Raw genomic sequence first — 13,358 nt, forward strand, 5'->3', positions numbered from 1 at the left:
AGACAACGTAATGTTTACTGGCAGCACGACGTTTTTAATTTTTGGAAAATAAAAAAGGATTCTAATTAGAATCCTTGAATAAGTGTAAAAAAGCCTCACTTTGTAAATTATTTTGTGTATTTAGATCGCGTTTAGAACAAAATGATCGCCCAGCGCGAGAAATCATCGAGCAGATTTCATGGCTTTTACTTTTTTGATTTTGGGATCTTTTAAAAACTTTAGGTATTCATCTGTTTCCATTCCAAAAATGGCTATTTTTCCATTATGGTCATTATGAATTCCAAAACCATATGTTTTTGAGAGAGGTGAAGCGCGAAAACAAGCTTGTCCCTTAGAAAAAAAATCTTCTCTGGCTTTTTCGTATTCACTTTTTGTTAAATCATTCCGATCTGCAAATACCTGAAAAAGAACATCATCTGAGGTGTATTTATACGGATTTTTGCTAATTAGTTCGTATTGCATTTCTGCAATTGTTTTTTTGTCTTTGCTTGGTGGTTTTGTTCCGTGAGAAACTTTGCTGTCTTCTGCTGTTTCTATAAAAGTATCAAAATAGTTGGTGGTATGTATTTTCATCTTCCTATAAATTTGCGTTGTAAATATAGATTTTTCTTACGGAATGTTTTTAACCTGCTAGCGTGATGAATTTTGATTTTCTATTTTAAAAAATTGCAGTCTTTCCTCTGAATTTAAATCTTTGTAATCTAAAAAGGAGTGCCTTAAAATAAGTTTTTTATTTTCCATTAATACTTCAAAAAGAATTAAGTTGTTTCCTCCATAAATTTGATATTTATCAAATTTTAAAAGCACAGCCCATTTCTCTTTAGAAAATCTTTTTTCGATACTCCATTCTCCATCAATAGATTGACAGTCTGCATATTGTTCCTTAGTTACTTTATTAATTACATTAGGAAAATTTTCGGTCTCAAAACTTCCATCTTCATTTAATGTTAACCTAACGTCATTGCATTTATAACCATAATGCATCATTGCATTGTAACTTGCTAAATCAAGCTTCCATTCTCCAATTAATTCTGTTGGTTCAGGTTTTTTTGTTAAATCCTTTGGAGTGTTACTGTTACAGCCGCTAAAAATCACAAAAAATATGAGGTAAACTACATTCTTCATATAAATAAATATAAGATTACAAATCCTTAATTAATTCGCTTGGATGAATTTTTAAAGCTTGTGCTATTTTAAACATAGTGCTTATTTTCATTTCTTGAGAACCTTTAATGTATTTTCTTAAACTTTCTACATCCATTTCAGCATCATGAGCCACCTCTCTTTGCTTGAATTTTTTTTCTTGAATTACATCTTTTATCTTGATTCCCAGTTCTTTTACAACTTCTGGAATTTCACTTTTTCTTTCTCTTTTCATAGAAATGAAATTACAAGTAATCGATTGTTTTTAAGTGAATGTAAACAGTCGGTTGTATGTCGCTGATTTTTTATATATTTGTTTAAAATTGTAAATCAAATCTTATAATATATGAAAACGCAAAGTGAAGATAAAATATCGGAATTAATGAATAAAAGAAATTATTTCACCAAACTAAAACAAGAGTATAAAGAAGACAGTTCATTTACAATACCGTTAAGAGTTTCTTCTTATAACGAATTAAATCTAATAGTTTCAGATTTGCTTAAAGCCAGTATTGTTCTAATGAATAAAGAAGCCCGAAGTTTAGCCGTTTTTCATAAAGAAACAGATATTAATGTATTGACTTTACTTGAAATTGCATTACAGCTTTTGCCAGAAGAAGAAATGGAGTTATTAGATGATTTGCATAAGATTTATTTGCAGACTGATACAGTATAAATTTTCTATAATCCGTCCGATAGCGCGGATTTGTAATCCGTGCCCACAAAGATTAGTTTGTGCTTTTGTAATAAAAAAAGCTACATGATTTTGTAGCTTTTATTTTTGATGTTTTTTGTTGTGTCTTATTGTTGTGGGCACGGATTACAAATCCGCGCTATCGGGGCTGGACGAATTGTAGAGATATATCTGCGCGATCGGGTTAAGGTTATTATTTATTTTTTTTTGTTGCTATATAAATGATATAACTGAAACTTAAAACATAAGTCATAAAGCTTATTAATGAAATTATTGTATTGTTCATTCCTGAGGTAACAATATTTGTTCCGATTCCTATAATAAAAAGGAGAATAGCAAGTAGGATTTTTGTTGAATTTCGCATGAATTGTAATTAAATTTTAGGGAATATGGAGTGATTTTTTCTCGTAAAGGTTTGTATATGTCCACTAGCGCGGATTTGTAATCCGTGCCCGCAAAGATTGGTTTGTTCTGTTTGTAAATATAAAAAAGCTACATGATTTTGTAGCTTTTTGTTTTTGCTGATTTGTATTGTGTCTTACTGTTGTGAATAAACGCAAAGTTTTGTCATTCTGAGGAACGAAGAATCACACAAGAAATTCTACATGCAAAATCGCCAATCCGATAGCGCGGATTTGTAATCCGTGCCCACAAAGATTAGTTTGTGCTTTTGTAATAAAAAAAGCTACATGATTTTGTAGCTTTTATTTTTGATGTTTTTTGTTGTGTCTTATTGTTGTGTCTTATTGTTGTGGGCATGGATTGCAAATCCGCGCTATCGGGTTAGTTTGTGCTTTTGTAATAAAAAAAGCTACATGATTTTTGTAGCTTTTATTTTTGATGTTTTTTGTTGTGTCTTATTGTTGTGGGCACGGATTGTAAATCCGAGCTATCGGATTTCATTTTTTTTTGATATTTGCATAATGTCTTAAAAGTATAGAATAGATGGCAAATCTCGTTACTCCAAATGTTTCAGGCTTTGCACCATTTTTACTATAATTTGTTTGAAAACGAAAACTTCTCAAAGTCTCTGACTTTATACTAAATTACTAATTTTATACAATCGAATTAGTTTTTAGAAAACTTTTTATAAAATCTGTGATGTCGTATGCTCTTTTTGATAATTTGACATTTTTAGTTAAATTATCAAATCTTTCCCAATGATTAACACCATTGGAATTGTTTATTGAAAAAACTTTAATATGATAATGATTTGCATTTAGAAAAGCCATTGTGCTTCCATGATGTTGACCACCGACTTGCTCTGCTAATATTAACATTTCCGGTAAGTGTTGCCATTCTTCAAATCTTTTGCTTAAAGGAATATCAGTTTCTGAAGGAGAGGCTGGTATACAGTAAAAAACTATTCTCAAACTTTTAAAAATTGGATTCAAAAATATTTGTTGCCATCCAGCCTTCATTTGCTTTAAGTTTTTAAAGCCAAATAGTTTAATCAATTCTTTAATTGTGGAAGTTTTTCCTGAATTTTGCGTTCCTTCAATAATAATTGCTAATCTCATTCTTTATATTTCTTAATTTAGGTAGATTTAAAGTTCAATTCTATTTAGAGAAAGGTTTATCTAAATTGTTAATTAATTTCATTAATTGTTTAATATATTTTTCCTTAGAAGAAACAATATTTTTATTTTGATCATTCCCTTTTCTAAAATGTGCATTTAAACCTTTTTCAATAATTTGAATTTGTGCATTTAAAGTCTTTGCTTGGTCAGAATAACTCAATTCTTCAAATGTTTTCTCATCCTTTCCGTGCGTTCCTTTTTTCATAATTTTTTTTGAGTTTATTTGCTTTTTCTTTTTTGTATTCTTTTCAAGCATTTTAAGTCTCCCTACTTTGTATAGCTTTTATGAGGAACACTTAGGAAAGCAGTGAACATAATCGACGTTGTGATATGTTTTAAAAATTAAAAAATCTTATTATTACCCATTGTCCATAATAATTTATCTGTGATTCTGTTTTTACAAATGATATCCAGTTTATCTAAATTACTAAAATCATTATGTATTAATGTTATTAATGGTCTGATATGATCTAAACATTTTTCAAAAATATGTTCGTTATATTCTTGAAATTGAATAAGGTTTTTGTTGTAAATTGAGTAATTGTTTTCCTTTTGATTTAGCGTCTTTCTTGCTAATCTATCCATTGGGATAATTTCCCACGGATTGTTTAGAAATAAAATTTTTGAGGCCATTGATGTCGTTACCTTTCCACGAGTTAAATTACTTTGTGCCAATCTTTCAGCAAATAAATCTACATCATTTGAATTTTTTGAATTAATCCATACCAATGTTTCTTCAAGCAATTTATCCACACTTCCACTTTTGAAATTTCTAACAACCCTAAATTCAATTAAAAAAGAATAAAAACTTCCAATATCTTTTTTTATGTATTCCGAAGCAACATTTGGATTTAATTTAAAATATTGAAACCTTTTAATATAATTCAAATCAGTTTTGTAATACGCTAGGAAATTTCCAATTGATTGAATTTGTGTAGAAGTCATAATTTATAATTGAACTTTTCAATATGAATAAATATCATATTCTCATTATTGGATTGAAAATATATCTACTGTAATTTTTTATTAAATGTAAACCTATTTTAGGGTAAAATAGAGTAATAATTAACCATTAGGGAAATTATCATTTGTTTTATTGTTGTTTGCTCCATTTTTATTAGCAATTGCAAAACCAGATACTGCAGATAGAATTGGAAGACCAGCTTCAGGAGTTATAGTTTTTGTCAAAAGTAAAATAGCAATTATACCGATAATGAATATGCATATCGCCATTTGACCATAACTATTCCAAAAATTATTTCGTTTTTCAAGTAAGTCTCCTAAATAATTTGACAATGTATTTAAAAGTCTATTCCAATCATTTCTATTATTGGCTAAACTATAATCAAGACTTTTTAATAATTCACGAAGGTATAGATCTTCAATGCTATATCGTTTATATAATAGTTTACCGAAAAGCCAGATTCCAAGGAATATCAAAAGAGTTAAAAATGAAACCAAAATAATACTTCCTGGGATAATGTACTGTTCTTCCATAATTACATTTGTTTAAAGTTTGTACTATATAATTTCCTCTTTTGATGTGTTCAATAATATGAAGATATTAAAAACTAAATATATTTTAAAAACAAATATCGCATAAAATTTAATTTTATCATCAAGTAAAAACACCTGATTTAGTCTCCTTTTCCATATTCTTGAATATCTTGAGAATTATCATCAAAGGTTTGAATTATATTAATTTTGTTATCTTTTTCAACAAAAGTTATTTTTTCATCGTATTTTGAATCTCTCCATCTTCCATCTAAATTTGCCCAAAGAATTTTGTTTCCGTCAAATTTTATCTTGTAATCAAATTTCTGATGATCAGATTTTCTGATGTAAGACACAAAATATAATTTGTCCTTTTTTCTCACTTTAATTATTTTCGATGGTTGTCCCATAATAGAAGCCATTGTATATCGAGCAATATCTTCATAAGAGAAATTCTTTAAAGTTATCTCTTTCTTTTCTGTCATTTCTGCAGCTTTAGTTTCTATTGTTAAATTAGTTCCATTTTGCTCTTTTTGATTACAGCTAAAAATTAAAATAAGAAGCGGGAAGTATAAGAGTAATTTCATAATGATGTAATTTTTAATTTTAGATATTTTTTTTGATAAAAGTAACCTCTTTAAATTCAATCATTTTACGGAAACCCGTAAATCTTCTTTTAAAACCAATTTTCTTAGCCCTGATAGAAGTGAAAATCCTTTTGTGCCGGGGTTCGGCACAAAAGATTGTAACGGATAGCAGGAAACAGCTCCAAAAAAACTCATAATTCTACTAAAATTTCTCCCAAAACCACCCTCAAAATTCCCAAAAAATCAACACTAGAATTTTCCACAAAAATTTTGTAATTTTGCAGTCCAATAAAAGGAATTAGAAAATGTTAGATAGACTTCAATATGTAAAGCAGCGTTTTGATGAGATTTCGGATTTGATTATTCAGCCGGATGTTATTGCTGATCAAAAACGTTATGTGCAGCTTAACCAGGAATATAAAAGCATAAAAGCACTGGTTGAAAAGAGAGAAGAATACATTCTTGTTTTAGCAAATATTGACGAAGCAAACGAAATTATTGCTGACGGAAGCGATGCTGATATGGTTGAAATGGCCAAAATGCAACTTGACGAAGCAAAAGAGCGCTTGCCGCAGCTAGAGGAGGAAATCAAATTTATGTTGATTCCTAAAGATCCTGAAGATGCTAAAAATGTAATGGTTGAGATTCGCGCCGGAACGGGTGGGGACGAAGCTAGTATTTTTGCAGGGGATTTATTTAGAATGTATACTAAATATTGCGAAGGCATGGGCTGGAGAACTTCGGTTGTTGATATGAACGAAGGAACTTCTGGAGGTTTCAAAGAGGTTATTTTTGAGGTTTCGGGAGAAGATGTTTACGGAACTTTAAAGTTTGAAGCTGGTGTTCACCGTGTACAGCGTGTTCCGCAGACAGAAACACAAGGTCGTGTGCATACATCGGCAGCAACTGTTATGGTTTTACCGGAAGCAGAAGAGTTTGATGTTCAAATTGATATGAACGATGTTCGTGTAGATTTCTTCTGTTCGTCTGGACCTGGAGGACAATCTGTAAATACTACGAAATCGGCTGTACGTTTAACGCACATTCCAACCGGATTAGTGGCGCAATGTCAGGATCAGAAATCGCAGCATAAAAATAAAGATAAAGCCTTAATTGTATTACGTTCTCGTTTATACGAAATGGAATTAGCCAAAAAACAAGAAGAAGATGCTACAAAACGTAGTTCTCAGGTAAGTTCTGGTGACCGTTCGGCTAAGATTCGTACGTACAACTACGCTCAAGGTCGTGTAACCGATCATAGAGTTGGTTTAACGCTTTACGATCTAGGAAACATCATGAATGGTGATATCCAAAAAATTGTTGCCGAGTTACAATTAGTAAACAATATGGAGAAATTGAAAGAAGCTTCAGAAGTTTACTAACGTAAACTTCTTAGGTTCAAAGATACATAGTTACAAAGGTTCAGAGGTTTTTTTCTGACGTAAAATATTAAGCCGAACATTTGTTCGGCTTTTTTGTTTTTAAAAACTTTGTCCCTCTGCACCTTTTAATCTTTGTCCCTTTTTTACGAATCTATCTTCTCTAATTATAAAGGTTTTCTGAGAAACTTAGAACCTTAGCATCTTAGAGCCTTAGAAACTTCCAAAAAATTTTATTTTGTCATTTTTTATTTCATATTTGCGTTACTAATCAACCAATTATAACCAATTTATGAAGAGAACTTTACTATTATTTTGCTTCTTTGGAAGCTTTTTTTATGCCCGGAGCCAATCCTATTTCGGATTTAGGGACGATAATTATGCCGGAATTCAGGGAGTATTATTTAATCCGTCGGCAATTGTAGATTCTAAATACAAAGCCGATGTTACGATTGCTTCGGCAAGTGCAACGGCACAAAATGATTTGTACGGGGTTAATTTTGCCGAAATATTTGACGGCGGTTACGATCTCGATACAGATGCAAAAAAGAAATTCAAATCGAATAACAGGGGGAATTTTAATGTTGATATTCTAGGCCCTTCTTTTATGATGAATATTAATGAGCAGCACAGTATTGGCGTTTTTACGCGCGTACGAAGCATTACCAATCTGGTTGATGTAAACGGACAGCTTGTTGATGAGGTAAATAAAGATATTGATGCGTCAAACAGTTTTTTAATATCAGGAGGAAATCCTAATGGTGTCAATAATTCGTGGGCAGAAATTGGAGCCAGTTACGGAACAATTTTGTTAGATCATGATGTACATTTTCTTAAAGCTGGGATTACCATCAAATATTTAATGGCAGGAGTGAACGGTTATATCAACGGAAATAATTTGAGTGTTGGCTTTAATAAAAATGATGCAGATCCGGCTTTGAGTTCCTATACTTCAACGGGAACTTTGAAAACGGCCGCAAGCTATGATTATGAAAACGGAAAAGATCCTGAGTTTGATTTGGCTTCGGCAGGTGTAGGGCTTGATTTGGGTTTTACTTATGAATACCGCACCAATTGCCATACTTGTATAGGAAACAGATATAAGCTTAAAGCTGCTGTAGCTGTAACAGATATTGGCAAACTTAATTATAAAAATCTTATTGAAAACACTTATGATTTAACCGGAAATGTTACTCAGGATGACATTGACAATGCAGACGATGTTTTCAAGTTTTTTGATACTTATTATACCAAAATCTCATCGAGAAAAGGGGTAAAAGCAAATTTACCAACGGCATTGCACACCAACTTTGACTGGAATATCGATAATAAGTTTTATTTGAATTTAAGCAGCGATTTTAGCTTAGTCGATGCTAAAAAAATCAACGGAACTGCCATTGCTAATTCGGTTACATTTACACCGAGATACGAAACCAGACAATTCAGTTTTTATATTCCAATAACTTACATGGAATACAGCGGAACGCAAATAGGAACTGGTTTTAGAGCCGGCCCGTTATTTATTGGTTCAGGATCTTTGATTTCGAATTTGTTTTCGGACAATTCTAAAGCTGCGAATGTGTACGTTGGTTTGAAACTGCCAATTTATCAAAATTATAACTAAGTTGCTGAGATGCTAAGTTTCTAAGCTTTTTTTAAATGAAAAAGAGATTGTTTCACTATTGTGAAACAATCTCTTTTTGTTTGGTTGAGAACTATATTACTTAGAAACTAAAATCTTAGAATCTTAGCAACTTAGAACTTCAGAACCTTAAAAATATAATAAAGTACTAACTGTTTAACCGTTTGTAATAGCAAAAACGTATAAACGAGTTATATACCAAAAAATACTCGTGTGTATTCAAAACATTTATATAGATTAGAGTACATGTATACACCGTTTTTTAATACTATATGACTTAACTTTTCCATAATGTTTAAAATTTAAGTTTAACAATTACTCTCTAGATGGTTCGTATTGTGATGATTCTTCTTCTTCATCTTCAGAAGTATCATGTGAAGATTCGCTTGGTTTTGAAACCAGATTAGTTACCACAAGCTGTACGATTGAGCCCAAAATTCCTTTAAAAACTGAATCGCCTTTGCCTACAATAAATCTTTTAGCAAGATATCCAATTCCGATGCTTATGGCAGATTGTGCCAGGTGGCTTTTAAAACCAACAGTTTCGTTGATTTCCTCGACCGTATTTCGAATGAGGTTAATAGGTTTTAAATTCTCTTTAATATCTTCGATATGGTCTTTAATGGCGCACCATTCTGTATCCTGACGATCTTCTAATAATTTAATTCTCTGATTTAATTCATCAATAGTGTAAATAGGCTCCATAATAGTCTTTTTTAATATTAATTGTTTTAAATCAGTTTATTTTTCTTTTAAAATACTCGAAATAATCGAGTTACCAATTGGGGTTTTTATCAGTCTGTGATGCGATTTGTGCAGTACAATGGCCACTATTAAATAGAAAAGTGCCATGATAAAAAAGCCAAAATAATATTCCCCAAGTTCTTTCCCAATCCATAAACTTAAACCAACATTAAGGAACAACGTAAAAAATGCAACAACAACACCTACCGCTATCTTTGATGCTAATGATGAAACACCATCGGCGACTGAATTTATTGTTTTGAGTTTTAATAATTCTAAACTCGTTTTTGTATAATTTTCAGCTTTTTCATATAGATTAAAGTCCTGGTTTGTTGTTGCATTTGGTTCCATGATGTTGGTATTTATGGTTTGAAAAAATCACTTATATTAATAGTTTGATTTTACAGTTTTAGCTTCATCTTTAACTGTATTGAAATCATCTTTTACCTGGTTGAATTTTGCTTTTCCTTCCTCGATGATGTCTTTACCGTTTGAAGTGATTGTGCTTACAATACCATCAAATTTAGTTTTGATATTATCTCCGTAATCTTTCGATTTATCTTTGATTTTTTTTCTGGTATTTGAACCTTTGTCCGGTGCAAATAATACTCCTAATAATGCTCCTGCTGCTGCAGCTCCTACGATTCCTAAAATTGTGCTAGATGCTTTCATAATATTGATTTTAATAGATTAATATATTTATTTAATGTTGATTAATTTTAAATCTCTCGGCCTTTGATAAGTCTTAGTAAAATGGCAATAATGGCGATTACTAATAAAATATGGATGATACTTCCAAAACTGTATACAAAGAACCCAAGAGCCCACAGAATAATAAGTATTACTGCTACGGTATATAATAAATTTGACATGGTTGTTTATTTAATGGGTTAGTAATAATTGTTTAATTTAACTTATATGAAAGGTATAAGGTTAAATTGCTGTTTTTTGCGTCTGGGAACGTATACGTTGTTCCGGCAACAGTTCTTTCTTTTCCAACAGTTGTAAGACCATAATTGTAACGTAATCCGATGCTTATTGGGTTAAAATCTACTCCAACACCTGCAGCGATACCCGCATCAAATTTGTTTAAATCGTCTGTGTCTACATCTTCGTCAAAATCAAAATCTCCGTTTCCTGTAACTTTAGAGCTTACCAGATATGATGCATATCCACCGGCATGTACATTAAAGTTTTTAGTAATGTTAACTCTTACTAAAAGAGGAACTTCGATATAGTTTAATTTGAATTTAGCGTTTCCTGATGCAAAAGCATTGTTGTATTCAAATTCAGAACCCTTTGTTGTAAATAAAATCTCTGGCTGAATAGCTACGAAATCTGAAATTGGTAATGTAGCATATACACCGGCATTAAAACCGTATAGAACATTTTCATCAGTAGGTTCGTTGTCACCATCAGATATTAAATTCGACATGTTGAATCCTCCTTTTACACCAAACTCTGTGTTTACATTATTGTCCTGAGCGTGCAGCATTCCAAATGAAGCTGAGATAAAAAGGGTTAAGGCGCATAAAAAATTTGTTTGCATTTTCATAATAAAATAATTTAGTTAGTAATCCGGGCTTTTAAATAATTCTCTTTTAATTTTTTTTGTTGCTGATTCTTTCGGTTTCCCTCAAGAGATCAAATTGTTCAGGCAAATACTTTAATACTAATTTTAAAATTATTTTATCGTTAGTTTCTTTCGAAACGGTTTCTAATAACTTAATTTGCTGTTCCAGGCATTCTTTCATAGAGTTTAAATACACTCTGTTGAAATCCCTAGGATTTGCGGTAATTAATTCATAAGTATCTCTTCTGTGTGTTGCATTTATTTCAGAAATTATAATGAGCTTTTTATTTGCTAATTCTGTTATTTCCTGCAGCAGTTGATTTTGATGTCTTTCGATATTTTTACCTAAAACCACTATTGAATTGTCTGAACTTTTTTGTTGTGCAATTTGACTTTTTGAAATAATTGTTTTTCCAACATTTGCCGTTTCAATAAAAAAAAAGGCTATTGTTTCTTCCTCCTCGTTTTTTGTAAAAGCTTCATTTTTTTTTAATGTATTTTCTATCGAATTATTTTTTTTGCATGATGAAGCACAAATCATAATCAATAAAATTAGTACCGTAAAAAATGCTGCTTTTAGTACTTGGATTTTTTTCATTATTACTTCTTAAAGTATTACATTACAAAGATGCTAACGAATACAACGTTTTGCTTTACAGCATAAAAAAGAAACGTTATATAATTCCCATAAAGAATTTATATAACGTTTAATATGTAGTGTTTTAGGGTGTTGACGACTTAGTCAGGAAGAAATATGGTAAAAACAGAACCTTTATTCGGCTCACTTTCGGCCATAATAAATCCTTTATGGTTCTCTACGATTTTCTTACAAATCGCCAAACCAATTCCGGTTCCGGGATAATCTGTTTTTGAATGTAAACGCTGAAACAAAATAAAGATCGTTTCTTTAAACTGAGGATCAAATCCCATTCCGTTATCTGTAAAAGTTATTTTGTGGAATTTTTTAATATTTTGATCCAGTTTCGGATAATCTTCAGCATTTACTCTGGAGCTTTCAATAGTTATAGAAGGTATAACATTTGGTCTGCTGTATTTTAAAGAATTTCCAATAAGGTTAATAAAAAGCTGTTCTATTTGATACGGAATCACGGCAAGTTTAGGAAGTTTATTTGAAACAATAACCGCGCTTTTTTCTTCAATAATTTCTGTTAGTTCAGATTCGGCGTTTTCAAGTAATTCCTCTAAGTTCGTTTTTATAAATTCTTTTTTAGTCGTATTAGTTCTTGAAAATAAAAGTAAATCATCAATTAAAACACGCATTCTTTTTGCCGAAACTTCAATTTTCTCAATATAATCTCTTGCACTTTGTGACATTACTGCTTTATCAGCATCAGAAACCCTAGAAATAAAAGTCTGGATTTTTCGCAGCGGTTCCTGTAAATCATGACTCGCCACGTGGTTAAATGAAGCAAGTTCCTTATTACTTTTTTCTAATTCTTTATTACGTTCCTGCAATTCGATGTTTAGCAAATGCTCATCAGTAATATCAAAATTAATTCCCAGTAAAATTTTACTTCCCTGCTGATCCGTCAATAATTTTCCTGTAGATTTAAAATATCTCACTTCATGGCTTGGAAGCAGTACTTTATAATACACAAACGGAAGCTGTCTGTTTTTTAAAATTCCTTCAATAGAATTCGAAACATTTTCTTTGTCATCAGGATGTACAAAATCTAAAAAAGTTTCTTTTACAGGTACAAATGCTCCCGGATCATAACCCAATAACCGATATTGATTGTCTGAATAATCTATTTTATTACTATCTAAATCCCACTGCCAGGTACTGAATTTTCCAATAGTTTCTGACTCCGATATTAATCCGTTTGAAATTAAAAGTCTTTTATTGAAAACTTTTAAACGCTGGAAATCCTTGCTGATTTGTCTAAAAGCCAAAAGGATAAAAAATAAAGCCGTTAAAAAAAGGGAAATAGAGAAAAGAGGACTTAAAGAAATTTCGTCATCATAGATTTTAAGTCTGTTTTTTAAATACGTTTTCTCGATGTCGTTCATTTCGTCTACTTTAAAACGAATGTTTTCCATCAGGATTCGTCCCCCAAACATATGATTGTCGAGTCTTCGTTTATCATATGTTTTGGGATCGCTGTATTTTAAACAATTTTCGAAAGAAACAAAACGCTGAATAATGAGTTTAAATAACCTTCGAAGATTTGCCTGCTGAACGGGATTATCAGCAGTTAATTTTTTTAAAGTAATAAATGAAGTGTTTACCTTATCGCGAGAATAAATATAAGGAGTTAAAAAACGGGCATTTCGGGTAATAATATAACCTCTTTGTCCGGTTTCGGCGTCCTTAATTGCCGACATTAATCTTTCTAACTGAATGTTTATTTCGTAGGTATGCATAACCAGTTTACTTGATTCGTTCAAGTCCTGATTATGTTTATAAGCAATAGAAGAAAGAAATAACAGAATGAAAACTGCGATTACAAAAATAACTCTCAAAGAGTTTGAAGAATTAAAATTTGGTATCCATTTCATTG

General features: G+C 31.1%; 18 protein-coding genes. 3 read left to right on the top strand and 15 right to left on the bottom strand.

The window, feature by feature from the left end; genetic code table 11:
• Positions 1-162: 162 nt before the first annotated feature.
• From NLJ00_RS12390 to NLJ00_RS12400, 3 genes are read right to left on the bottom strand one after another with little or no spacing between them, the layout of a single operon-like run.
• Positions 163-573: a DUF6157 family protein gene (locus NLJ00_RS12390; protein WP_256637407.1), complete on the bottom strand. Its 411-nt coding sequence runs from the start codon at positions 571-573 to the stop codon at positions 163-165.
• Positions 574-630: 57 nt separating this feature from the next.
• Complete coding sequence (locus NLJ00_RS12395; protein ID WP_256637408.1) at positions 631-1,125, bottom strand: hypothetical protein; 495 nt, start codon at positions 1,123-1,125, stop codon at positions 631-633.
• Between the two features lie 16 nt (positions 1,126-1,141).
• Positions 1,142-1,378 carry a helix-turn-helix domain-containing protein gene (locus NLJ00_RS12400; protein ID WP_053470943.1) on the bottom strand — a complete coding sequence of 79 codons (237 nt, stop codon included), beginning with the start codon at positions 1,376-1,378 and terminating at the stop codon, positions 1,142-1,144.
• Positions 1,379-1,489: 111 nt separating this feature from the next.
• Here NLJ00_RS12400 and NLJ00_RS12405 point away from each other — a divergent pair, with 111 nt between their 5' ends.
• A complete protein-coding gene (locus tag NLJ00_RS12405) occupies positions 1,490-1,819 on the top strand; it encodes a hypothetical protein (RefSeq protein WP_256637409.1) in 330 nt (109 codons plus the stop codon).
• 1,073 nt (positions 1,820-2,892) lie between these two features.
• On the opposite strand, the gene NLJ00_RS12410 is transcribed toward NLJ00_RS12405, so the two are convergent.
• From NLJ00_RS12410 to NLJ00_RS12430, 5 genes are all read right to left on the bottom strand, one after another.
• Entirely contained in the window at positions 2,893-3,357 is a 465-nt protein-coding gene (locus NLJ00_RS12410) for a hypothetical protein (RefSeq protein WP_056204182.1), read from the bottom strand.
• Between the two features lie 40 nt (positions 3,358-3,397).
• Positions 3,398-3,622, bottom strand: coding sequence for a hypothetical protein (locus NLJ00_RS12415; RefSeq protein WP_256637410.1), 225 nt, complete (start codon positions 3,620-3,622; stop codon positions 3,398-3,400).
• A 137-nt stretch (positions 3,623-3,759) separates the two neighbouring features.
• On the bottom strand, positions 3,760-4,362 hold the full coding sequence (locus NLJ00_RS12420) for a hypothetical protein (RefSeq protein WP_256637411.1): 603 nt from the start codon (positions 4,360-4,362) through the stop codon (positions 3,760-3,762).
• Positions 4,363-4,482: 120 nt separating this feature from the next.
• Positions 4,483-4,914: a hypothetical protein gene (locus NLJ00_RS12425; RefSeq protein ID WP_256637412.1), complete on the bottom strand. Its 432-nt coding sequence runs from the start codon at positions 4,912-4,914 to the stop codon at positions 4,483-4,485.
• 140 nt (positions 4,915-5,054) lie between these two features.
• Positions 5,055-5,498, bottom strand: coding sequence for a hypothetical protein (locus tag NLJ00_RS12430; protein ID WP_256637413.1), 444 nt, complete (start codon positions 5,496-5,498; stop codon positions 5,055-5,057).
• A 305-nt stretch (positions 5,499-5,803) separates the two neighbouring features.
• Here NLJ00_RS12430 and prfA point away from each other — a divergent pair, with 305 nt between their 5' ends.
• On the top strand, positions 5,804-6,880 hold the full coding sequence (prfA, locus tag NLJ00_RS12435) for a peptide chain release factor 1 (RefSeq protein WP_180861522.1): 1,077 nt from the start codon (positions 5,804-5,806) through the stop codon (positions 6,878-6,880).
• Between the two features lie 289 nt (positions 6,881-7,169).
• On the top strand, positions 7,170-8,501 hold the full coding sequence (locus tag NLJ00_RS12440) for a DUF5723 family protein (RefSeq protein WP_256637414.1): 1,332 nt from the start codon (positions 7,170-7,172) through the stop codon (positions 8,499-8,501).
• Between the two features lie 333 nt (positions 8,502-8,834).
• Here NLJ00_RS12440 and NLJ00_RS12445 read toward each other — a convergent pair whose 3' ends face one another.
• From NLJ00_RS12445 to NLJ00_RS12475, 7 genes are all read right to left on the bottom strand, one after another.
• Positions 8,835-9,224: a hypothetical protein gene (locus NLJ00_RS12445; RefSeq protein ID WP_256637415.1), complete on the bottom strand. Its 390-nt coding sequence runs from the start codon at positions 9,222-9,224 to the stop codon at positions 8,835-8,837.
• Between the two features lie 36 nt (positions 9,225-9,260).
• Entirely contained in the window at positions 9,261-9,614 is a 354-nt protein-coding gene (locus tag NLJ00_RS12450; protein WP_053474145.1) for a hypothetical protein, read from the bottom strand.
• 36 nt (positions 9,615-9,650) lie between these two features.
• Positions 9,651-9,935, bottom strand: a complete 285-nt coding sequence (locus NLJ00_RS12455) for a YtxH domain-containing protein (RefSeq protein WP_053474144.1) — start codon at positions 9,933-9,935, stop codon at positions 9,651-9,653.
• Between the two features lie 47 nt (positions 9,936-9,982).
• Positions 9,983-10,135, bottom strand: coding sequence for a lmo0937 family membrane protein (locus NLJ00_RS12460; protein WP_108422304.1), 153 nt, complete (start codon positions 10,133-10,135; stop codon positions 9,983-9,985).
• A gap of 32 nt (positions 10,136-10,167) precedes the next feature.
• A complete protein-coding gene (locus tag NLJ00_RS12465; RefSeq protein WP_053474143.1) occupies positions 10,168-10,818 on the bottom strand; it encodes a porin family protein in 651 nt (216 codons plus the stop codon).
• 46 nt (positions 10,819-10,864) lie between these two features.
• Complete coding sequence (locus NLJ00_RS12470; protein WP_256637416.1) at positions 10,865-11,434, bottom strand: DUF4142 domain-containing protein; 570 nt, start codon at positions 11,432-11,434, stop codon at positions 10,865-10,867.
• 140 nt (positions 11,435-11,574) lie between these two features.
• Positions 11,575-13,356 carry a sensor histidine kinase gene (locus NLJ00_RS12475; RefSeq protein ID WP_256637417.1) on the bottom strand — a complete coding sequence of 594 codons (1,782 nt, stop codon included), beginning with the start codon at positions 13,354-13,356 and terminating at the stop codon, positions 11,575-11,577.
• Positions 13,357-13,358: the final 2 nt, after the last annotated feature.

Origin of the sequence: Flavobacterium panici (genome assembly GCF_024499525.1) — a bacterium.
In the GTDB taxonomy this organism is placed as follows: domain Bacteria; phylum Bacteroidota; class Bacteroidia; order Flavobacteriales; family Flavobacteriaceae; genus Flavobacterium; species Flavobacterium panici.